General features: G+C 54.0%; 20 protein-coding genes and 4 pseudogenes. 7 read left to right on the top strand and 17 right to left on the bottom strand.

Translation table 11 applies throughout. The annotated features are described in order from the left end of the window. Nucleotides 1–901 (top strand): annotated as a pseudogene (locus tag INS93_RS19550) (OprD family outer membrane porin); the annotation flags it as partial. 133 nt (nucleotides 902–1,034) lie between these two features. Here the strand turns inward: INS93_RS19550 and INS93_RS19545 are convergent. Genes INS93_RS19545 through mreA form a run of 4 tightly spaced genes read right to left on the bottom strand, consistent with a single transcriptional unit; the run spans nucleotide 1,035 to nucleotide 3,613 of the window. Beyond that, nucleotides 1,035–1,760, bottom strand: coding sequence for a TraX family protein (locus INS93_RS19545; protein WP_112211765.1), 726 nt, complete (start codon nucleotides 1,758–1,760; stop codon nucleotides 1,035–1,037). Further along, a complete protein-coding gene (locus INS93_RS19540) occupies nucleotides 1,748–2,188 on the bottom strand; it encodes a YqaA family protein (RefSeq protein ID WP_017675699.1) in 441 nt (146 codons plus the stop codon). The genes INS93_RS19545 and INS93_RS19540 overlap by 13 nt, the downstream gene beginning before the upstream one ends. Before the next feature lie 3 nt (nucleotides 2,189–2,191). After that, nucleotides 2,192–3,316 (bottom strand): nickel/cobalt efflux transporter, encoded by a 1,125-nt coding sequence (locus tag INS93_RS19535; RefSeq protein ID WP_017675698.1) that lies wholly within the window; start codon nucleotides 3,314–3,316, stop codon nucleotides 2,192–2,194. A 9-nt stretch (nucleotides 3,317–3,325) separates the two neighbouring features. After that, complete coding sequence (gene mreA / locus INS93_RS19530; RefSeq protein WP_017675697.1) at nucleotides 3,326–3,613, bottom strand: metal-sensing transcriptional repressor MreA; 288 nt, start codon at nucleotides 3,611–3,613, stop codon at nucleotides 3,326–3,328. Nucleotides 3,614–3,731: 118 nt separating this feature from the next. On the opposite strand from mreA, the gene INS93_RS19525 reads away from it, so the two are divergent. Genes INS93_RS19525 through INS93_RS19515 form a run of 3 tightly spaced genes read left to right on the top strand, consistent with a single transcriptional unit; the run spans nucleotide 3,732 to nucleotide 5,551 of the window. Further along, nucleotides 3,732–4,091: a hypothetical protein gene (locus INS93_RS19525; protein WP_017675696.1), complete on the top strand. Its 360-nt coding sequence runs from the start codon at nucleotides 3,732–3,734 to the stop codon at nucleotides 4,089–4,091. A gap of 47 nt (nucleotides 4,092–4,138) precedes the next feature. Further along, a complete protein-coding gene (locus INS93_RS19520) occupies nucleotides 4,139–4,876 on the top strand; it encodes a HupE/UreJ family protein (RefSeq protein ID WP_026088460.1) in 738 nt (245 codons plus the stop codon). Nucleotides 4,877–4,888: 12 nt separating this feature from the next. Further along, the gene (locus INS93_RS19515; RefSeq protein ID WP_017675694.1) at nucleotides 4,889–5,551 is read left to right on the top strand and encodes a hypothetical protein; all 663 of its coding nucleotides are present in this window, start codon (nucleotides 4,889–4,891) and stop codon (nucleotides 5,549–5,551) included. Between the two features lie 106 nt (nucleotides 5,552–5,657). On the opposite strand, the pseudogene INS93_RS19510 reads toward INS93_RS19515, so the two are convergent. The 6 genes and pseudogenes from INS93_RS19510 to INS93_RS19490 form a co-directional block, all read right to left on the bottom strand. After that, nucleotides 5,658–6,167 (bottom strand): annotated as a pseudogene (locus INS93_RS19510) (IS3 family transposase); the annotation flags it as partial. A gap of 409 nt (nucleotides 6,168–6,576) precedes the next feature. Continuing rightward, a complete protein-coding gene (locus tag INS93_RS19505) occupies nucleotides 6,577–7,188 on the bottom strand; it encodes a DUF6088 family protein (RefSeq protein ID WP_192985022.1) in 612 nt (203 codons plus the stop codon). A gap of 14 nt (nucleotides 7,189–7,202) precedes the next feature. Next, complete coding sequence (locus INS93_RS24905) at nucleotides 7,203–7,466, bottom strand: BPSL0761 family protein (RefSeq protein ID WP_082919345.1); 264 nt, start codon at nucleotides 7,464–7,466, stop codon at nucleotides 7,203–7,205. Nucleotides 7,467–7,586: 120 nt separating this feature from the next. Further along, nucleotides 7,587–7,889, bottom strand: a complete 303-nt coding sequence (locus INS93_RS19500; protein ID WP_064495864.1) for a hypothetical protein — start codon at nucleotides 7,887–7,889, stop codon at nucleotides 7,587–7,589. Between the two features lie 90 nt (nucleotides 7,890–7,979). Then, a complete protein-coding gene (locus INS93_RS19495; RefSeq protein WP_192985020.1) occupies nucleotides 7,980–9,380 on the bottom strand; it encodes a DEAD/DEAH box helicase in 1,401 nt (466 codons plus the stop codon). After that, a complete protein-coding gene (locus INS93_RS19490) occupies nucleotides 9,377–9,967 on the bottom strand; it encodes a hypothetical protein (RefSeq protein ID WP_192985018.1) in 591 nt (196 codons plus the stop codon). The genes INS93_RS19495 and INS93_RS19490 overlap by 4 nt, the downstream gene beginning before the upstream one ends. Nucleotides 9,968–10,068: 101 nt before the next feature. Here INS93_RS19490 and INS93_RS19485 point away from each other — a divergent pair, with 101 nt between their 5' ends. Continuing rightward, on the top strand, nucleotides 10,069–10,290 hold the full coding sequence (locus tag INS93_RS19485) for a helix-turn-helix domain-containing protein (protein WP_064495867.1): 222 nt from the start codon (nucleotides 10,069–10,071) through the stop codon (nucleotides 10,288–10,290). A gap of 31 nt (nucleotides 10,291–10,321) precedes the next feature. Here the strand turns inward: INS93_RS19485 and INS93_RS19480 are convergent. The 6 genes and pseudogenes from INS93_RS19480 to INS93_RS19455 all read right to left on the bottom strand — a co-directional run. Next, a pseudogene (locus INS93_RS19480) lies at nucleotides 10,322–10,519 on the bottom strand (hypothetical protein); the annotation flags it as partial. A gap of 81 nt (nucleotides 10,520–10,600) precedes the next feature. Then, the gene (locus INS93_RS19475; protein WP_192985016.1) at nucleotides 10,601–10,957 is read right to left on the bottom strand and encodes a histone-like nucleoid-structuring protein, MvaT/MvaU family; all 357 of its coding nucleotides are present in this window, start codon (nucleotides 10,955–10,957) and stop codon (nucleotides 10,601–10,603) included. Nucleotides 10,958–11,019: 62 nt separating this feature from the next. Continuing rightward, entirely contained in the window at nucleotides 11,020–12,036 is a 1,017-nt protein-coding gene (locus INS93_RS19470; protein ID WP_192985014.1) for a site-specific integrase, read from the bottom strand. 262 nt (nucleotides 12,037–12,298) lie between these two features. After that, nucleotides 12,299–12,838 (bottom strand): hypothetical protein, encoded by a 540-nt coding sequence (locus INS93_RS19465; protein ID WP_192985012.1) that lies wholly within the window; start codon nucleotides 12,836–12,838, stop codon nucleotides 12,299–12,301. Between the two features lies 1 nt (nucleotide 12,839). After that, complete coding sequence (locus INS93_RS19460; RefSeq protein WP_192985010.1) at nucleotides 12,840–14,702, bottom strand: hypothetical protein; 1,863 nt, start codon at nucleotides 14,700–14,702, stop codon at nucleotides 12,840–12,842. After that, on the bottom strand, nucleotides 14,695–16,443 hold the full coding sequence (locus tag INS93_RS19455) for a hypothetical protein (protein ID WP_192985008.1): 1,749 nt from the start codon (nucleotides 16,441–16,443) through the stop codon (nucleotides 14,695–14,697). The genes INS93_RS19460 and INS93_RS19455 overlap by 8 nt, the downstream gene beginning before the upstream one ends. Nucleotides 16,444–16,589: 146 nt before the next feature. Here INS93_RS19455 and INS93_RS19450 point away from each other — a divergent pair. Together INS93_RS19450 and recX are read left to right on the top strand one after the other, a co-directional pair. Continuing rightward, nucleotides 16,590–17,141: pseudogene (locus INS93_RS19450) on the top strand (DNA recombination/repair protein RecA); the annotation flags it as partial. A gap of 11 nt (nucleotides 17,142–17,152) precedes the next feature. Then, complete coding sequence (gene recX / locus INS93_RS19445; protein ID WP_192985004.1) at nucleotides 17,153–17,614, top strand: recombination regulator RecX; 462 nt, start codon at nucleotides 17,153–17,155, stop codon at nucleotides 17,612–17,614. 13 nt (nucleotides 17,615–17,627) lie between these two features. Here recX and INS93_RS19440 read toward each other — a convergent pair whose 3' ends face one another. After that, nucleotides 17,628–18,509, bottom strand: a complete 882-nt coding sequence (locus INS93_RS19440; protein ID WP_160019617.1) for a DUF6685 family protein — start codon at nucleotides 18,507–18,509, stop codon at nucleotides 17,628–17,630. Nucleotides 18,510–18,622 lie beyond the last annotated feature (113 nt).

The raw sequence follows: 18,622 nt of genomic DNA, 5'->3' as shown, positions 1-18,622 counted from the left end.
GGCGCGGTGAAAGCTCGGTTCATGGATACCGAGATCAAGGCAGGCGACGTCTTTCCCGTCAGCCCGGTCGTCCAATACGGTGATGCACGGCTTTTACCGGAGAGTTTCCGAGGTGTCACCGTGGTCAACAGCAGCGTGGAAGGACTGTCGCTTCAGGGCGGTCGCCTCCACTCGATGAGCCAACCCAATACCAGCAGCATGCGCGACGGCTTCGCTACCTTCTACGCGGGCGAAGTGGACTCGCCATGGATCGCCTATTTCGGTGGTGATTACACGCTTAATGACAACGTCGGCTTTAGTCTCTACACCAGCCGCCTCAAGGATGCCTGGAATCAATATTACGCGGGCACCACGCTGAGCTACCCGCTTGCGGACGATGTCGCCTTGATCGGCGGGCTGAACTACTACAAGGCGGTCGATGAAGGGAGGCAGCTCCTCGGGAGCTTCGATAACAACATCTGGAGCGGCAAGGTCGGCATCCAATTCGGCGCTCATACAGTGCTGGTGGGTCTCCAGCGCAACAATGGCGATGATGACTTCGACTACTTGCGCCAATCGGACTCCATCTACCTCGACAACTCCATCCAGTACAGCGACTTCAACTCGCCGAAGGAGAAGTCATGGCAAGTGCGCTATGACCTGGATATGGAGCCTTTCGGTGTGCCTGGATTGAGCTTCATGACTCGATATGCCCAGGGCTGGGATGCCGACTACAGCAACGCCAACGAAGTCTATATGCGCCGTGATGACAACGGCGATCCGTTGACCAACCAGAAGCGCGTCTGGGTCGTTGAAGGACATGTCCTTTCGCATTCGACAAGCCACGACTCGCGCCACCGACTTCGAGTCGGATTTGGATGAGTTCCGCCTGATTGTCGAGTACCCGCTGGAAGTTCTCTAACCCTGGCAAGCGAGCGGGTTGATTGCCCCGCTCGCTCCTTGGTCCTGCTGTCCCCTCGTAGTGCTCCTTTGGTTTGCAGACAGCCCTTGGCGCCCTAGCAGACTGTGTGAAAACGCTCTGAACTGAACCCACGCTAGCTGAGCGTGCGGATCAGGTGCAGTGCTACTAGATGACTAGGGTAGAACCAGTAGCCCCAGCGCTTGACCGGCCAGATCCTGAAATGGCGCGTTCGGCGCAGTAGCCATAGCCCAATTAAGGGCGCAGCGAACGCTGTGGCCAGGATCAGCAACGTATAGGGCTGCAACTCCCACTCGGCGAGCCAGCGGTTGCGACTGTTGGCCAGTACGCAAAGTGAGGCAGGCAATAGCCACACAAGCCCAGGGCGCTGAATGGCCAGCAGCAACGCTGCCGGCAGCAGTGCGCCGAAAACGCCGTACATCAGGCTCTCTTGCATCAACACCGCGACAGTCACGCCGGCCAAAGCCAGGATCAAACCGTCGCGACCACGGTGATGTGCTCCCCAGGTGATAAGCAGGCCCAACAGCAGCGAAGGCATAACGTTGAGCGTGCTGCTGTCGTTAGAAAGCAGGCGATAGGGCAACTCCGAGATCACTGCAAACGCAGTCATCCAGCCCATGTAGCGAACGTTGTTATCGGAATACAGCTCACCTGTTTGCGAGCGCGCGACATTGGCGGCGATCCCCAGGCAGAACATTGGAAAGGCTAAGCGCCCAACGATGAACAACCATCCGTTGTCAGGCCAGATGTAGCGCAGGTGATCCAGCAGCATGGTCAGCATCGCCAGCCACTTGATCAGATCTAGGTTGGTGTCGCGCTTCTGCAGGCTCACCCAAACCACCCAAGCGTCATGGCAGCTAGTGCCAGATAGCGAGTGGTCTTAGCCAGCAGCACGATCAACAGAAAGCTCCAGAATGGTTCGCGCATAACACCGGCTACCACGGTAAGCGGATCACCAATGATCGGCACCCAGCTAAGCAGCAGTGACCAGCGACCGAAGCGGTGATAAGCCTGCTGGGCCTTTTTCAGTTTGCCTTCGCTGACGGGAAACCAGCGCTTGTGCCGGTAATGCTCGATGGAACGGCCCAGCAGCCAGTTCAGTGCCGAACCCAGCACATTGCCCGTGGTGGCCACTGCCAGCAGTGCCCAGGCCGCGTAGCGGTCGGTCAGCAGCAACCCGACCAGCACCGCCTCCGACTGCATGGGCAGCAGCGTGGCGGCACCGAAGGCGGCGAAGAACAGGCCGAAATAACCGGATAACTCCCACATCGGCTAGGCGTTCAGGCCGATCCAGCCGTGGAAGCCAACGTAAATCCCCACCCCAATGATCAGCAGGCTGGACAGGTAAGGGGCGCGACGCGCGACAGCACCGAGCCAGGGCCAGCGATTGGAGGCTTGCCGAGCGCCAATAGCGGCGGCGGCACCAACGGTGACCAGGGTGATGGCCAGACCAATGCTGAAACACAGCACCAGGACGGCACCCAGGGCGACTTCTTTCACTTGTAGGCAGAGCAACAGCACGGTGATCGCGGCCGGGCAGGGAATCAGCCCGCCTGTTAGGCCGAACAGGACGATCTGGCCGGTGGTGACATTGCGGTTGCTGAAGCGCTTGCGGATGTCGTTGGCATGCGCCCGCTCGTGGGCATCCTGATAGCCGTCCAGCGACAGCTCCAGCTCTTCCAGCTCGGAGTGCTCATGACCGTGGTCGTGCTCGCGGAACTCCAGGTCATAGTCGTGGGAATGTCCGGCATGGCCCAGACTCAGGCGCGCGGTGAATTCGTGGGGCTCGGGAATCACGTCGACTGACTCTAGGTAATCACCGCGGTCAACGAAGCAAAACTGCTGGGCCAGTCCATCGGGGCGAGTCGTCAGCAGGCTCACTTCGGCAGCCGGCCAGACATGGCCACTCAAGGTCTTCAGCCGCCAGCGCGGTGGAGTACTTTCCTCGAAGATCGATAGCTCGATACGCCCATGTCCGGTGTCGATGCGCTGCGTTTCATCGTGGTGGTGCTCGTGTTGATGCTCATCACCTTCCTCGAAGCGCCACATCTGCTCGCCACGCCAGGTGCGCCAGAGCATCCACAGGGCGATAGTGATAATGATGGCGGCGGACGCGAGCTGGAAATACGGCTCGGTAGTTTCGGCATCCAAATTCTGCCCTAGGTACATGCCGCCCATGGCCACCAGCCAGACTACAGCGGTGTGCGAAAGCGTTGCGGCAAGGCCTAGCAGAATGGCCTGCTTCACCGTGCCACGAATGGCCACGATAAACGCCGCCATCATGGTTTTCGAATGCCCAGGCTCAAGGCCATGCAAGGCACCCAGTAATATGGCACTAGGGAAGTACAGCCAGGCCTGCGAGGCCCCCTGTTGCAGCAGTTCGGCGAAACTCGACATGGGAGGGGCCTAGAGGTACTTGGTGATTTGCTTGAAGTCTTCGAGTGATGCGCGCTCGCCTATCGCAAGTGCTTCGACCGTATGTTCCAGGCAGTGGTCGATATGGTCTTGGATAAGCACACGCTTGGCCTGGCAGACGGCTTTTTCCACGGCATGCAGCTGCTGGGCGATGTCGACGCAGGCCCGGCTTTCTTCGATCATGGTGACGATGCTGCGCAGGTGGCCCTCCGCTCTTTTCAACCTTTTGATGATGTCGCCATGACTTTGGTGCTGGTGGCCGTGTTCGTGATCGCTCATGCCTTGAGTCTCGTGCGTCGATGAATTACGCTCGCATGCTATCCCCCAGGGGGGGATATGGTCAAACCGACCAACCCTCCAGAAAAGCCACCCGCTTAGGCATCGAAAGAACCACAACATGCTCAGCAATCCCATCAGCACCAAGGTGATTTTTGCGCTTGCTCTCGCCATCTTGATGGCCTGGGCCGGGCATACCTCTGCGCTGTTTATGGGGTCGAGCCAGCCTGCCTTGGGTGGCAATGACGGTGCTCATTCGCATGCGCATGGTGACGAGACGCTGGCCTGTGCGGCGTACGGGGATCACTGCCACTCGCCGCTGACCGCCGACCATCTGCATGAAACACCACACCTGACCGCACGGCTGAGCATCAGCACGCTGCCAGAACGTGCGCAGCCGATACCAGCCCCTCATTACTCCATTCCTCCAAGCCCGATCTTCCTGATCGAGCGGCCACCGCGCGCCACATTCGTGATCTGACACAGGCCGCTGTGCGGCCCAAGACCACTGCAATTTAGGACTCAACTATGCATTCGCTATCTATGGGCGCAATGGACGCAGCTGCTGTGCGTCCGAATCGTTCGCTACTACTGTTGCTGTTGTTCACGGCATTGCTGTTTCTCGGCATGCCTGACGCACTGGCCCACGCTGTTGCCGAGGGCGACAAGGGCTTTATCCAGGAAAGCTCCGGGGTGATGTTACTGCCGTTCATCTACATGGGCGCTAAGCACATGATGACCGGGTACGACCACCTGCTGTTCCTCTTCGGGGTGATCTTCTTTCTCTACCGCCTGAAGGACGTGGGGCTCTACGTCACCCTGTTCGCCGTGGGTCATTCGGTCACCCTGCTGCTGGGTGTGCTGACTGAAATCAGCATCAGCTCTTACGTGATCGACGCCATCATCGGCTTCTCGGTGGTGTACAAGGCGCTCGATAATCTCGGGGCATTCCAGCGCTGGTTCGGTTATCAGCCCAATACCAAGGCAGCTACGCTGATTTTTGGCTTACTGCACGGCTTTGGTCTGGCCACCAAGATTCAGGAATACGAGATCTCGGCAGATGGCCTGATCGCCAACCTGATTGCCTTCAACGTCGGCGTCGAAATCGGCCAGCTCCTGGCCTTGAGCGCCATCCTGATTGTCATGGGCTACTGGCGGCGCACCGCCAGCTTCTGGCGTCATGCCTACACCGCCAACGTCGCCATGATGAGCGCCGGTTTCCTCTTGATGGGTTACCAGCTCACCGGCCTGATCGTCTCTCAGTAAGGAATTCTCAGCATGTTCAATACCCAGCTTCCGACCCAAAGCGAATTGCCTACCAGCCACCAACTGCTGCGCTCCACTGTGATCGCCGTGGGTGTTGCCGCAGCCTTACTGGTCACCGTGGTGATGCCTTCGGAGTACGCCATCGACCCAACGGGCGTTGGTCGCGTACTCGGCCTGACCCAGATGGGCGAAATGAAGATAACCCTGGCCGAAGAAGCGGCAGCGGATGCAGCGGTTCAGCCAGCTGCGGCTCCAGTCGCTCAAGCTCCCGCGCCTGTTCAGCCGGTAGTGCAAGAGCCTGTTGCAGCAGCACCTGTGGCCGAACCCGTAGCTGAGCCTGAGCCAGCCCTGAAGTCAGATGAAGTGACCGTCACGCTGAAGCCGGGCGAGGCCAGTGAAATCAAACTGGAGATGCTGGACAAGGCCACGGTCAGCTACGAGTGGACGACCAATGGTGTTCCGGTCAACCACGACACCCATGGCGAACCCTACAACGGCCCAAAGGGCTACTACCACAGCTATAGCAAGGGTAAGCAGATCAAGGGCGACAAGGGTGAATTCACCGCCATCTTCGACGGTACACACGGCTGGTTCTGGCGCAACCGCAGCAACCGCGACGTGACCATCACGCTGAAGACCAAGGGCGATTACCTGAGCGTTAAACGCGTGATTTAAGACAGATAAGCCCCTTCGTCATATGGCGGAGGGGCTCACCTGAACATTCAGAGCTATAGCTCCTGTGGTTAGTAACTCTTTCGTTTACCCCGTCGACGCATCAACCAATAGAAACATACTGCACGCCGCGGTCGCTGTGATGGATGAGGCCACCTTGATCGACCGGGCGGCGGGCATACAAGGCCTGCTCCAGCGCATCGAGAACGAAGTCGGTACGGGCCGAACTGGAGACCCGCCAGCCAACGATCCGTCGGGCGAACACGTCGATGACGAAGGCCACATAGACGAAGCCCTGCCAGGTACTGACGTAGGTGAAGTCCGATACCCAGAGCGCGTTTGGCCGCTCGGCGCGGAACTGGCGATTGACCTTGTCCAGCGGGCACGGAGTCGCCTTGTCGCTGACGGTGGTCTTGACCGGTTTGCCGCGTACGACGCCTTTGAGCCCCAGCCGACGCATCAGTCGCTCCACCGTACAGCGCGCCGCTACCACGCCTTCACGCCTGAGTTGGCGCCAGACCTTGCGCGCACCGTAGACGTGGAAGTTTTCGTCCCAGACCCGCTGGATATGCGTGCTCAACACATCGTCACGTCGTGCTCGTCGAGAGCGCCGCTCGGGGTACGGGGACGAGGTCGTAGAGTGTGCCTTCGAATGCAAAGGAGGATTTTTCAGTAGCCTGGTTTACACCTACGTCTTGGGGACGATCGAGATCGATGGCGACGAAATTCGCATCAGTCCCAGTGGCGTTACCTCCAAAACTGGATCGGAAGCCACGCCTTGGCTAACCCGCAAAGGGGACAAGGTCGAGTTGACGATGGACGGCCCGCACGTATTTAAAGGCCGTCCGCTTGAGCGCAAAGGGAACAAGCATTACGTGTGATGGCGATAGCCCGGTGCCCAGGCGTTCGCCGTGCACCGGGCTCGTGCCACTTGACCCTCCAAGGGGACTGGTCGGTAGGGAGATCGCCGGGATCGTTGACGACAATGCCCCCATGCGCGGGCAACTGATCGTAAGGCAGCGATTCCGCTATTTCACACCTTCAACCTTCAACACCGTGCTCATCCATTTCGGTAGTTTGCAGGTCATCAATGTGGCTAGGTCTTCCGGTCTGAGCCTTTTCTTGATCGCTGTAATGCATTCCGAAGTTGAGCCGCCTTTACCGAGATAAAACAGTGCACTGATAGCCACCCCTACCTCGGTCCCGGCATGCTGCATGACCATTGGTGCCGCATGTACCAGCCGGATCTCAGCTTTCCCTATAAATACTGATCGGCTGGCCCCACTGGTGTAATAGATCGGAATGAGCGGCATCTGGGTACTGAGGCCAAATTTCCTGACTGCATTGGCCCCATGGATCTGCAGAGACAAACGCTTCTGCCTGGTAATCAGGCTAAGCAATGTCCACGGATTGGGGCGAGCCCTGGCAATGTAACGTCCGGGTTTCGGGCGCATATAAATCCCGCGATACACCCGTTCGAGCTCGCCGCGGTTGACCAGTCGAGCTATTGCTTTGGATACGGCGTTTTTCGTTCCAAACCCTGTGAAACGGCTGATGCTGAACGGCTGCCCTTTAGGTAGGCGCTTGACCCGTTGCGCAACCTGGACAGATACCGACTGGGCTTTATCAGTGCTGAGCATCGTGGCGTTCCCGCCTATAGCGTGAAGTCTAGCGACGAACTGAAAAGCGGCTGATGGAACGCAATTACCCTTCGCCGATATTCATCATCTTGAGGGCCGTTTACCAGGCATTCTTCGAGGCGCCCCAGCGAGAAAACTTGGTCAGCGGACGGGTAGTGCCTGAGCAGGCTTTTCGCATAGCTGCGAATGTCATCAGGTAGTTCGGTGTTACGAGAGAGGTCGCGGAGAAAAGCTTCGGTCTTGACAACACTCCGGGTTCTTTCATGTGGAAGGGTCAAAGTGGCTACCTCCTTATTCAGTTATTCCAACCTACGAGACCAGAACGGGCAAGTCGCGCGCTTACCCCTCATTTGCCCGCGATTCGACGTGGTGCGGCTGATGGATTTTCAATCCTACAATCAGCTCTTTCCCCAGTAGTTGTCTTTGCTGACCAGACCAAAATCTTCGGAAGCCAATGGCTGATCATCACCGAACATACCATTGACCATGCGCTCCCGACGCAACCCACTCAGCACCCTGAAAAAGCAGGGCTCACAGAGATGCACCCGGTAGTGCTCCCCATCATGCTGGGAGCCATATCCCCATTGGGCTTCAAGCTTGCCGTATTGGGGACCATAGCCGGGAATACGCGTGCCAGAGCGGCACACGTCGCAGATCACACCCTCAACGACATCGACCAATGCCTGCGACTTAATCTCCATGCACACCTCACGATTACGTTCCACACGACGCCGGCCGGTTATGGATTCATGAACACCAACATCATTGGATCAGCCTCGACTGGCTGAGCATCAAAAACAAGCCAGTAGCTGCTGCCGATAATGCTGGGAAAAGCTGACTTGGTAAGCGGGCTCAATTGCAAAGCCACCCAGCGAAATGATGTTCGTAGCCTGCGACCCAATGCCCGGCTCCGCGTTACCTAACCCAGCACCGTCGATATCTTCGACATGCCCCAAAGTACCCATTGGTTCAGGTCTAGAGCCTGGAGTTAAACCAAGTATCTGCACATCCTTCAAAACAGCCAAGTCATCCGGCAGGTCATCCGCAATTCGCTCCGCAAAGCCCTGAAGCGTCGGCTCCGCCAGCATAAATAGCCATGCCTGGTCGTCGGACTTACCTGTGCGCCGCAGCACTCGCCCCAGCACTTGCCGGTAATGCAGTTCGGTGCGGATACGGCTGAGATAGCAGCACACTTGCAGGCGGGGAATGTCGGTGCCTTCGCTGATCATTCCGACGGCCACAATCCAGCGGCAGGCGCTGCTCCGGAATGCATTGATCACCTGCTGCGCATCCGGGGTTTTGTTCGTCACGATGCGGCACTCTTCACCCATGGCTTCCAGTGCGAGTGCAACTTGCTGGGCGTGTTCGATGTCTGTGGCCACCACCAAACCAGCAGCATCAGGTTTGATCTGGCGTAGCTCGCTCAGTTTGCTGCAGCCAAGGTCTAGGATTGGATTGATCACCTCATCATGGCGCAGCAGTTCCTCATAGGTGACAGGTGACTCCCCTAAAAGCTTGGCGATGCTGGGAAACAGCCTAACGGAGCTATCCGCACCCAATTCTTCCGTGAGTTTCACCTTCTGATTGTCGAGCAGAACAATGCGAGGGGATCGGCACACGCCGTCGGCAATGGCGTCTTTCAAGCCATAACGGTAGTCACAGATCAAATGCCCCTCGGGCGAAGAGTAACGAGCCAATGCGATGGCCTTATCGTCCGAACGCCAGGGCGTGCCAGACAGGGCCAACGTGAAGGCAGCCCGATCCTGTATCCGATGCAGTATCTGCTGCCCCCAGGCATTGCTGAGCAGCGGATCGTGGCCGGCGCAATGATGGATCTCGTCGAAAACCACGAGCACACGGTAGTCATCAAGAAGCTGCCAGAATCCCTCATCACGGTATTCCATAGCCTGATAGGTATAAGCCGCGCCCACGGCACCTATCTGGCCGTCGAGACGCCTGCCTAGCACAGCCGCAAAGGTCGAACGAAAACCCTCCACGACCTGGCAGGACGGCGCAAAGCACAGCACCAAATCGATTCTGTCCTGCTCAAGCAGTCGGCTGGCCAGTTCTGCAGCCATGCGGGTCTTTCCGGCTCCCGGCGTTGCCTGGCAGAAGAAGTGCGGCGTGACGGTAAAGTGCTCCAACGCCCGAGTGATGCAGCTGTTCTGCCAGCTCCGTAGCGAGCTGCTCATCGTGGTGCAGCGAGCGTTTTGAGGGTCTTTTCGATGGCGCGCAGATGCCCCAAGAGGCGAGAGCTGCGATCCCTGGCTTCCAGGTAATCGCCTTCAAGCTTGTCCCGTAGATGCGGCATTTCGTCCAGAAGCAGTTTGAATCGCTCCGCTTCGCCCATTGAAGAAAGAAAGTCCAAGCGGATTTCCTTGTGGAGCGCCTCCAACTGCAAGTCCGTATTGGCTGACGACTTAAGCGGCAAAGCTTCCACGTCGAGTACTGCCGTGTCTGGTTCGGGCACTCCGGCAGCCATAAGGCTGTTCTCAAAACCGTTGTCGATCAGTTCCAGTTGGAGATGTACTGGAATCGGCTGCAGGTGGTAGACCTGTCCTCGAACACGACGATCCTTATCCAGCACAACCCAGCCTGCGCGCACTAATCGGCGGATCTGCTCATACACATAGCGGCGCACATCGGCGATACGGAAATGTGTGCCACTCAAGCGAGCGGCATAAGCATCGCGAAGTTCACGGGTCGTAAACGTTGTACGCCCTGGCTCCTGAAGCAGCTCATACAGACGCCTGTCGAAGATAAACGAGGCCGATTTCATTGAGGCACCAGAAGAATTAGCGCAAAAATGCGGATTATAATCCGTGGCCTCTGCGTCCGCAAACGCACGATAGTGCCGCCTCAAGCTGAGTTGAGACGGTCATGGATAAGTTGGCGAAAGCGTTAGGGGAACGCATCCGAATGCAGAGGAAGGCCTGCCGGATTTCCCAAGACGCATTGGCGCTGGCGTGCAATCTCGATCGCAGCTATGTAGGTCGCATCGAGCGTGGCGAGGTCAACATCACCGTCGAGAAGCTCTACCGCATCGCAGGCGAACTCGCCTGCGACCCTTCAAGCCTTCTGCCAAAACTGTCTGAAATCTAACCAGAGCAAGTAATACCAGCGCTCAAGAAGGTCAGACAGCAGCGCCGCTGTTACCTTGCCCCAAACTTCCAGCCGCCGTCAGCATCTTCAACATCAACCACGCAAACGCCCGGCTCTTGGTCTCGTCATCCAGCACTTCCAGCGACATCTCTTCGTTGTCGGTCATGGTGTCCAGCACGCGTTTGGGAAACAGGCCGTGCATCACCTATTCGAGCGAGTGGCTGTCGACCACAGAAACCGCTCTTGAATCCATGTGTCGCCCAAACCAAAAGGGCCGCTTACGCGATCCTGTGATCAACTCGAAACAAGCTTATTGCAGCCAGGTATCAACTGCCTCCGCACCGTACTCAGCCTTCCACGCTTTCAGTACCTTGTGGTTGCCACCCTTGGTTTCTACCACTTCACTAGTGTTCGGATTTTTGTAGACATTGATAGCTCGCTCGCGACGAGCACCTTTCGCAGGGACAGCAGCGGTCTTACCAGCGCTTGGATCAAGCAGGGCGATCACGTTCCGCAGGGAGTAGTTGTATTCGGCGAGCAGGCTGCGGAGTTTGTTTTCAAACTCGATTTCTTTTTTCAGTTTTCCGTCGTTTTTGAGGGCTTCGAGGCGAGCGGTTTGCTCGGCGATTTGGGCTTCGAGGGCTTTGTATTCGGCAATAATAGACATAGTTATTCTTACTTTTAGAGATCAGTTTTTACTGTATTCGCAGGCGCCAAGCAATGCAGATCTCAGGGAGACTTGGCGTTGATCAATACCATTATTCCGGCCAGCTTCTCTTCGGATGATCTACCGTCGTCTGTCTTCAAAAGGTTTTCTATTGCCGTGAGGGTCGCAGAAGCGTTAGATTCTGCTTTAAGAATCTCCTGGATTTCTGGATCTTGTGTAAGGTGAATGTAGGTCGAAAGGGTGTCCTTAGAAGCATGGTGTGAATCCTTACGCACAATTGCCATTGCCACATCCAAGATGTTCACCTTGGACTTTTTCGAAAGTTTGCTTATATTTTTCGCAACCAGGATTGTGAAATAGCGGTGGCGGAAATTGTGGTAGGAAACCTCTTGAAGTAAATCCTTGTGCTTGGATGAATTTGCAACAACTCGATAATACGAGTTGAAGGTCGTGCGTGACATTGGGAGGCCGCTGTCTTCGCTAACAAATATTCTGTCATGAAGCAGGCTGTGTGGATGCAGGCTATGGGTAAGCGATACGAATTTGTATAATTCTTGTAGCTCAGGTCGAGGAATCAAAATTTGCCGCAAGCATCCCTTGTACTTGCCTTTGAGAACTGGAATGTTTCTGACGAGATCGTTGTTCTTGAAGGCGTGAATGATTGAACTCGCGGGGATATTTATCGCTTCTTCGATCCGGCATCCTGTAAATTCCAGAAGGGTGGAAAGCGCGTACCATCTATCAATTATGTACTGATTAGATGTGTATTCATGAATGGCATCGTGCCACGCGTTTAGCTCGTTGTTACGAATAAAGCTTATTGGTTTTATTGGTGTGTCTTTTAGGTTTTCTATACATGGGTGTGTTAGGAATCGTACTTTTCGCCTCTGGAAATTGTAATAATCTTCTGTGGCGTTAATCTGAAACTCATGAGCGCCAGGGTCGGTTGTGAGGAGCTTTGCAAATTTGTTTTCCTGTTGGGTGTGTTCCAGTAGGAGTAGTATGTATCTAACAATTCTTTTTAAAGTGGTGGAGTTGGGATTTTCAAATTTTTGTTTGTGCCTGACAAAGTCGTACAATGTTTCGTCGGTGGCGTCGAAGATGGTTAGCTTGTTAGATTCAAGATAGCCTTGAAAGACATTTAATGTTTCTGCTCGACTAAATACGGTCTTGGGTGACGGGCGCGCTCCGTAGCTGTTGGGCCCACCACTATACTGTGTTAGGTAGTTGTTGATCTCCCAGCAGAAATTGCCCTTTGAGTCAAATATAAGGGGTAGTGGTGGGGGGGGGTATGACCATGGTTGAAAAGAAAATCAAGACGGGGAGATTTCGCTGTATGTATCATAGTTTCACCAGCGTTAAGTGCGCTCTATCAAGGGCTTGGGTATGGCTCTTTAGAACTTGCTGGTATCTAAGATCTTGACGCGTTTGCTCGTCTACTCTTGAGGTTAATTGAATATATGCGCGGTACATTTCAGCAACTGTGTTGGTAAGGTAGTCGATTTGGTTTTTTAAAATGGTGATTTCCTCTTGCTGTGAGCGCTTTGTTGTTCGTTTTTGAGGTGGGGGCGCCTCGGCGGCGGTGGTCAATTCGTTATATGCTTTTAGGGCTACAGAAAGTTGTTCTGCATATTCTTTGTTGTAGGGTTCTTGTGAGGTGTTGTATGAGCAGGATGATACTTCTAGAGTGCCGTCCTCCCACGCTAAAGTAGCTTTGAAGGGGATGCCCCTCTTGTTTTTGAATACGTCTAATGTCGGAATTCTTTGGTTGTCTCGAACTGCTTTCCTAAGCAATATGATTTTGTTAAGCAAGCTTTGTGTTTTGGCCTGTTTTTCCTTTAGCTTGGCTTTTGATGTTTCGCCTTTCGAATAACGGCTCATGTTATCTGCTCGCATATATAAAGATTTTTTGGTTGTTCATAATCTTTAGTTTGATGTCGTGATGGTTTGCCAGTTCTTGGAGGTGTTCGGACAACAAAGTGTGATCCCCTAGTTTTATTTTTCGTTCACATTTGGAAAAATCGTCCAGTAATTCTTCGTCGACCCAGACATCCTTGCCTACGTGGCCCTCCAAGAAGTCAATTAGAAATTCGAGAGTGTCTCGCTCCCATTCAGGTTGGTTCGAGATGTCAGCGTAGTAGAGTGTTACATTCGGTTCGATGTGTCCCATCATCCATCGCAACGGTTCAATTTCAGTGCTTCCGCTCAAGTAGAAGAAGAAGGCTGCGAAGAAACGTCTGAATTGATGAGGGCGTGCATACCATCGTGTTTCGTCTGTGGTTGGTGTTTGAATCCAATCAGAGTATTGATCAAGTATTTTACGAAAAGTTGTCTCATTTCGGTCTTTCCCTTTCTGTGCGCCAGAGGGCCAGATTGAAGTCATCCCTGGATGGCGATCCTCCATGAATTCGATATATTCGTAAATAAAGTCCCAAATGACTTTAGGGATTGGGCGCTTAATAATTTCAAGCTCATAGCTGTTGCTGGCTTTCGGGATCTTAAGTTTCAAGTCCCATAAGCCATCCAGTTTTGATATTGTTAGGCAATTGGCGTCGAGCAAGGAGGCGCTCAACACACGGCAAGCTGAAAAAGTATGTATCAGGATGCGGGTTGTAATGGCGTAGAAATAAATCAACTCGTCAGTGGAAATGTGCTCTCGCAAAATAGAATTGCAGTTGATTCCACCTCTGGTTCTGCCGCATTTCCCATACGTTTTGATATTGAGGTGCTGCAATGCCTTCGGGATTGGCACCGCCTCTAAGGTCTGTTTCTTGAAGGTGTGTACGTTTGATTTGATTGTGCTGGCCGCGTACCGTCCAATAATTTCCTTGTTGTAGTGGTCGTCAAGCTTTTTAATATATTCTCGGATATGTGGCGCATAGTCGCGGTGAAAGATAATCGCGTTGCTGATGTAGTGGAATGCTACGTTTGTAGGCATCAATGGTGTTTGGTTTTTCTCGATAAATCTCCCGGGTATGTTGTTTAGAATGTCTGAAATTTCATGTGCTCCAACCTCAAAAGGATGAGATTGCTGTTCCTTTGTGGAGTGCAGGTAAGCTAGGTTGGTGCATTTAGTTTGTAGTGTGCAAATGCTGAGGCTATCTTTATCATCCTCTTCTTTTTCAGCGTAGGTGCAGGCGAATTCTCGGCAGATATCAAGCTTGTTGTTTTTGAGCTTCTGAATAATGATCTTTTTAGTAATAGGGGGGATCCCCATATTGGAGATCAAGGGAGCAATAGTTGTCAGTCCTCTGGATGCTGATCCTAATTCTGAATTAAGCTTGGCGATATTTATTCCCATGAATGTTAAATCATGGGCTTCTAGGAAGGTTTTCACATCGTCCAGAGTGATGTCGGCCAAGGTTACGATCTTAGGAGCATTGCTTGAGCGAGCCCGTGCCTCGTACACATGATCGGCAATTTCAAAGGCTGTCCTCACAAATGAAGCAAGCGCATTCGGTCGTTTCGATTTTGAGCTTTCAATCAAGGCAATGGCTGATGACTGTAAGTCCCTGATAAATAAGTTCCACACTAGATCTGCTGTAGATGACTCGTCGAATAGCTTATAATCGAAGCTAATCTTTACATAGTGTCTAGTGTTTGGATCATCTGAGGCAGACACGCTTGTTCCGGTTTTTGGCACATACCATTCTCTATTTGTGGAGGCAGGGTGAATCCAATTAGGAAGAACGGCTTGGGATGACGGTGCCGATGGTGTGTTTTTTTGAGATTTCTCGTTATTCATTAACGGATGCCTCAAGGAGATCAAAGTCCATGCGTTTAGGTTTGGCATCGGCTAGCAGTTTAATCATTTTGCGACTGCCTTCTTCTTGGATCTTTGTGATAATCGTCTTGCATGTTGAAGTGAGATTGTCGTCTTTCCCGAATGTTGCATATGAGACGACAAGCTCAATCGTTTGAGGCGAGCAGAGAAAGTAAATTATATGGCTTGGATTGCTTTCTGCTGCTTGGGGGGAGGTAGCTCTGATTTGCTTCACGGCGTAAATGAGCTGGGCTTGGGCTATCTCATAACTTTCACCACTGTGGTGACTTGTATAGGGTGTAATTTCTTCGGCTATAAGGAGCTGAATATTTTGATGGTCACGGAGTTTCTTTCGGTATACAAACTCTTGGATTGACGGTGGTACGTAGTTTCGCAAGGCGGTCAGTAACGAGTTGCCAAGGTATAGGCTTGTTTCCAGAGTGTCGCCACCGCTCTCGATCCACTTAAGCAGGCCACGTGAAACTCTGATTTTGGGCATGGTAGGCTCAGCTTCAGCTACCCATGGGGGAAGCGAATCAATGATTGCCTTGAAAGTGCTTTTTCGTCTCGTGTTTAAGATACGGTAGAGATGCTCATCCCGTTGACGAGTGGGGCTAGACCCATCCATGACGAAAAGATAGTTGGAGTTCAAAGCCTTGGAGTGCTGAGTTCTCATTTGTAACAGCATCCATAGCGTAGTATTAGCGTCTATACTTTCTGCATCGACTTTAATCTCGTTCGAAGCTTTTGGTGCATGACGCTCAATTAATTTGTTAGCCCGGGGTTTAAGGGTGGTGACGGTGATCCCACCATCCTCGCGGATGGTGACGAATTGCCCATCTTTCGTTTTCTTTACTTGGGCGTTTGCCAAGTCGATGACGTTAATTCCAAGCTCATCAATAATGATGCACATCGCCGCAACAGCAAATTCGTCAGTGATTCCCAAGTATGATTTAATTTCCATTAAAGACCAGGAGTAAATGTGATGTGATCCAGGAAATGATTTGCGAGTAAAAAGGCCGTCTTGTTCTGTGGCTAGGTACGCAACAGAGTTAATGAAGCCATTTGGGTGGGAGGGTGAGAAAAAACTAATATGTTGGCCGGTGCCAAAGCCTCTCAGGTTAGGATCTAAGTTGTCCTTTGTTGGTCGAATGGCAATTACATCGCTTCTGCGAATAATGTCTGGGGTTTTCAAATAACGCGCAAAACCTTCTGCAACAACATGTTTGCATTTGGAGAGAATGACAGCTCTATGTTTTTCGATTTGTTGCGCAATTTCGCTCAAAGCGATTTCCATGGAGGCTGCTTGAACAGCATGTTCCAAAGTCAGATAACCAAGGATATTGCATTCTTTTTCCGAGAATACGTCTGACGATTTGGTGATTGGGGGGATCAGCGCATTACTAGGCAGTTTCTTGGCTTTTTGAAGCCTGTTTAAGTAATGACGAACTGCTGTGTAGTCAGAGATTACGGTAACTTCTTTGACCGGCTTGCCTGTGGTTTTTGATATTGCACTACGGCGATGAAAGAGAAATGTCCGACATGCATTGGTAATCACCCCAGAGTTCCGATGCCATTCCGGATCAAGGTCGTGAGCGATCATGAAAAATTCGCGGATGAAGGGCGCCCGACGCTTTGGAGGATGCTTTTCCACCCAGGTCAGGATGTCCTTAGGACAGCAGGTTTTGATACCATTCAAGAAATTTTCCAGTTTCCCGCTCATCACGTTCCTACCTGAAGTTGGTTCAGATAGGAAGCGTAGATGGAGATTTGGCTTCCGCAAGGGTGAAAGGCATGAACAGTATGGCTTTGCAGCGCGTTGGCCTCGTAGGAGCGACCCTACCTGAACCCATCCAAATACTGCTTCCGCTCCAGGCGCGCCTGATGAGCCAGGCGCTGCGCAAGATCACCGGTAACATCAAGAACGCCAACTGCCTGGTGATCTTCATCAACCAGATTCGTATGAAGATCGGCGTGATGTTCGGTAGCCCGGAAACCACCACCGGTGGTAACGCGCTGAAGTTCTATGCCTCGGTTCGCCTGGACATCCGTCGTACTGGCGCGGTGAAGGAAGGCGAAGAGGTCGTGGGTAGCGAAACTCGCGTGAAGGTCGTCAAGAACAAGGTCGCACCACCGTTCCGTCAGGCCGAGTTCCAGATTCTCTATGGCAAGGGCATCTACCGTAATGGCGAGATCATCGATCTCGGCGTGCAACAGGGCCTGGTCGAGAAGTCGGGTGCCTGGTACAGCTACAAGGGCAACAAGATCGGTCAAGGCAAGGCCAATGCGGCTAAGTATCTCGAAGAGAACCAGGAAGTGGCGCGCGAGATCGAAGGTCAGATTCGCGAGAAACTGCTGGTCAGCAGCGCTCCTGCCAAGGCGCCGGCTGCCGATCTGGCTGATGCTGAAGTCGACTTCTAAGCCGTCAGAGCATGACCGTCGTGCTGGATAACCCGCTCGCCGTCAGGCGGGCGGCGATGGATCTGCTGGCGCGACGTGAGCATGGGCGTGTCGAGCTTACGCGCAAGTTGCGCAAGCGTGGCGCCCCCGAAGACATGATCGACACGGCCTTGCAGCGGCTGTCAGAGGAGGGCTTGTTGTCCGAGGCCCGCTATCTGGAAAGCTTTGTCGCTTATCGGGCGCGTGCTGGTTACGGTCCGCTGCGTATTCGCGAGGAGCTTGGCCAGCGTGGACTCGCGCGTGGCGATGTCGATCAGGCGTTGCGTGAGAGTGGGATCGACTGGTTCGAGCAGTTGCGTGAAACCTGGCAGCGCAAGTTTGCCGGTCGGCTTCCGAGTGATGCTCGTGAGCGTGCTCAACAAGGCCGGTTCCTGGCCTATCGTGGTTATTCGCTGGATATGATTGGGCGACTGTTGCGCGGTTGCGACGAATAGCTCGTCAGTCTGCTCAGGCTGGCTGGACGGCTAGCTGGCGTAGATGGCTCGGCACGTCTGGTGCGCCGGCCAGGCGCAATCCTTCGCCAAGCGCAGTTGCTTGCTGATGCTCCTTGGGCAGGAGAAGGAACTCTGGGGTGCCGGCTTTCTTCAGCAGCGACAGGCGTGCATAGGGGATGCCGTTGTCCAGCAGCAGCCCCATGAAGCTGGGATCGCTCCAGGCCGCTTCTGGCATGGCCAGTACGTGATAGCGCTTTTGCAGATTATCCAGGCCCGCTTCATTCAAGCGATAGCGAACCAGATTGGCTGGTAGCAGCACTTCCAGTTCGCGCCTGCGCGCATAGGCGATGGCTCCAGCGAAGGCTTCGCCGTGCATCTCTCCTGACCAGAAGGTGCGCGAGCCGCGCCAGTTGGCCTGACGTAGCTCGATTGGCTCACCGGCGAGAAAGCGCGGCAACGCTTGCCCGGTGGTTTTAACGAAATCCTTGTAGCTGATAATGCGCACCTGCTTGCAGTGTTCGCTCGCCGCGTAGTCTTCGAAGCTCGCGTAGCCTGGCGCCGGACAACGGCAGGCGAAGCCGTCGATCAGGCGCAGATCGAACGACTGCAGTTGCTGCGTTTGGGCTTCTACTACTTGAGTCAGTGCTGAATGTGCGTGGGCTTTGTCTTCCTGTACCGGGCCGGAAAGTGCGCCGCGAGGCAGGTTGAGTAGAAGCTGCAATTGCGGGCCGTCGTGCCAGCCAATGCTTTCGACCGCTGCAGGCAACGGTTTGAATGGCAGGCGCAGGGCACTGGCCCTGGCGAATATCTGCCGTGAGCTGCGGCCGAGCAGGCCCATTCGCTGGGCCAGAGCGGCCAGGCGGCTACTGAGAGTTGAGGATTCGGACAGGCTCATGGCCGGCAGATCGCTCCTGAAGCGTCTGCTGCAGTGTGGCAGACGCGGATGGCTATTGCCCATATAGCGTAGCGCGGCGCGGGAGTGCCTGTCGCGTTGCAGGTCTGTGGCAA

This window comes from Pseudomonas sp. EggHat1 (genome assembly GCF_014892995.1).
Lineage (GTDB): Bacteria > Pseudomonadota > Gammaproteobacteria > Pseudomonadales > Pseudomonadaceae > Aquipseudomonas > Aquipseudomonas chaetocerotis.
This window is presented reverse-complemented; position numbering and strand designations above follow the sequence as displayed.

Bases quoted from the DNA above. Each gene is read 5' to 3' on its own strand.
- recX (WP_192985004.1), top strand. From the start codon at position 17,153: ATGACCGTCGTGCTGGATAACCCGCTCGCCGTCAGGCGGGCGGCGATG.
- INS93_RS19520 (WP_026088460.1), top strand. From the start codon at position 4,139: ATGCATTCGCTATCTATGGGCGCAATGGACGCAGCTGCTGTGCGTCCG.
- INS93_RS19505 (WP_192985022.1), bottom strand. From the start codon at position 7,188: ATGCTCAGCACTGATAAAGCCCAGTCGGTATCTGTCCAGGTTGCGCAA.
- INS93_RS19440 (WP_160019617.1), bottom strand. From the start codon at position 18,509: ATGAGCCTGTCCGAATCCTCAACTCTCAGTAGCCGCCTGGCCGCTCTG.
- INS93_RS19455 (WP_192985008.1), bottom strand. From the start codon at position 16,443: ATGAGCGGGAAACTGGAAAATTTCTTGAATGGTATCAAAACCTGCTGT.
- INS93_RS19485 (WP_064495867.1), top strand. From the start codon at position 10,069: ATGGATAAGTTGGCGAAAGCGTTAGGGGAACGCATCCGAATGCAGAGG.
- INS93_RS19490 (WP_192985018.1), bottom strand. From the start codon at position 9,967: ATGAAATCGGCCTCGTTTATCTTCGACAGGCGTCTGTATGAGCTGCTT.
- mreA (WP_017675697.1), bottom strand. From the start codon at position 3,613: ATGAGCGATCACGAACACGGCCACCAGCACCAAAGTCATGGCGACATC.
- INS93_RS19495 (WP_192985020.1), bottom strand. From the start codon at position 9,380: ATGAGCAGCTCGCTACGGAGCTGGCAGAACAGCTGCATCACTCGGGCG.
- INS93_RS19460 (WP_192985010.1), bottom strand. From the start codon at position 14,702: ATGAATAACGAGAAATCTCAAAAAAACACACCATCGGCACCGTCATCC.
- INS93_RS19525 (WP_017675696.1), top strand. From the start codon at position 3,732: ATGCTCAGCAATCCCATCAGCACCAAGGTGATTTTTGCGCTTGCTCTC.
- INS93_RS19515 (WP_017675694.1), top strand. From the start codon at position 4,889: ATGTTCAATACCCAGCTTCCGACCCAAAGCGAATTGCCTACCAGCCAC.
- INS93_RS19475 (WP_192985016.1), bottom strand. From the start codon at position 10,957: ATGTCTATTATTGCCGAATACAAAGCCCTCGAAGCCCAAATCGCCGAG.
- INS93_RS19540 (WP_017675699.1), bottom strand. From the start codon at position 2,188: ATGTGGGAGTTATCCGGTTATTTCGGCCTGTTCTTCGCCGCCTTCGGT.
- INS93_RS19535 (WP_017675698.1), bottom strand. From the start codon at position 3,316: ATGTCGAGTTTCGCCGAACTGCTGCAACAGGGGGCCTCGCAGGCCTGG.
- INS93_RS19500 (WP_064495864.1), bottom strand. From the start codon at position 7,889: ATGGAGATTAAGTCGCAGGCATTGGTCGATGTCGTTGAGGGTGTGATC.
- INS93_RS19465 (WP_192985012.1), bottom strand. From the start codon at position 12,838: ATGAGCCGTTATTCGAAAGGCGAAACATCAAAAGCCAAGCTAAAGGAA.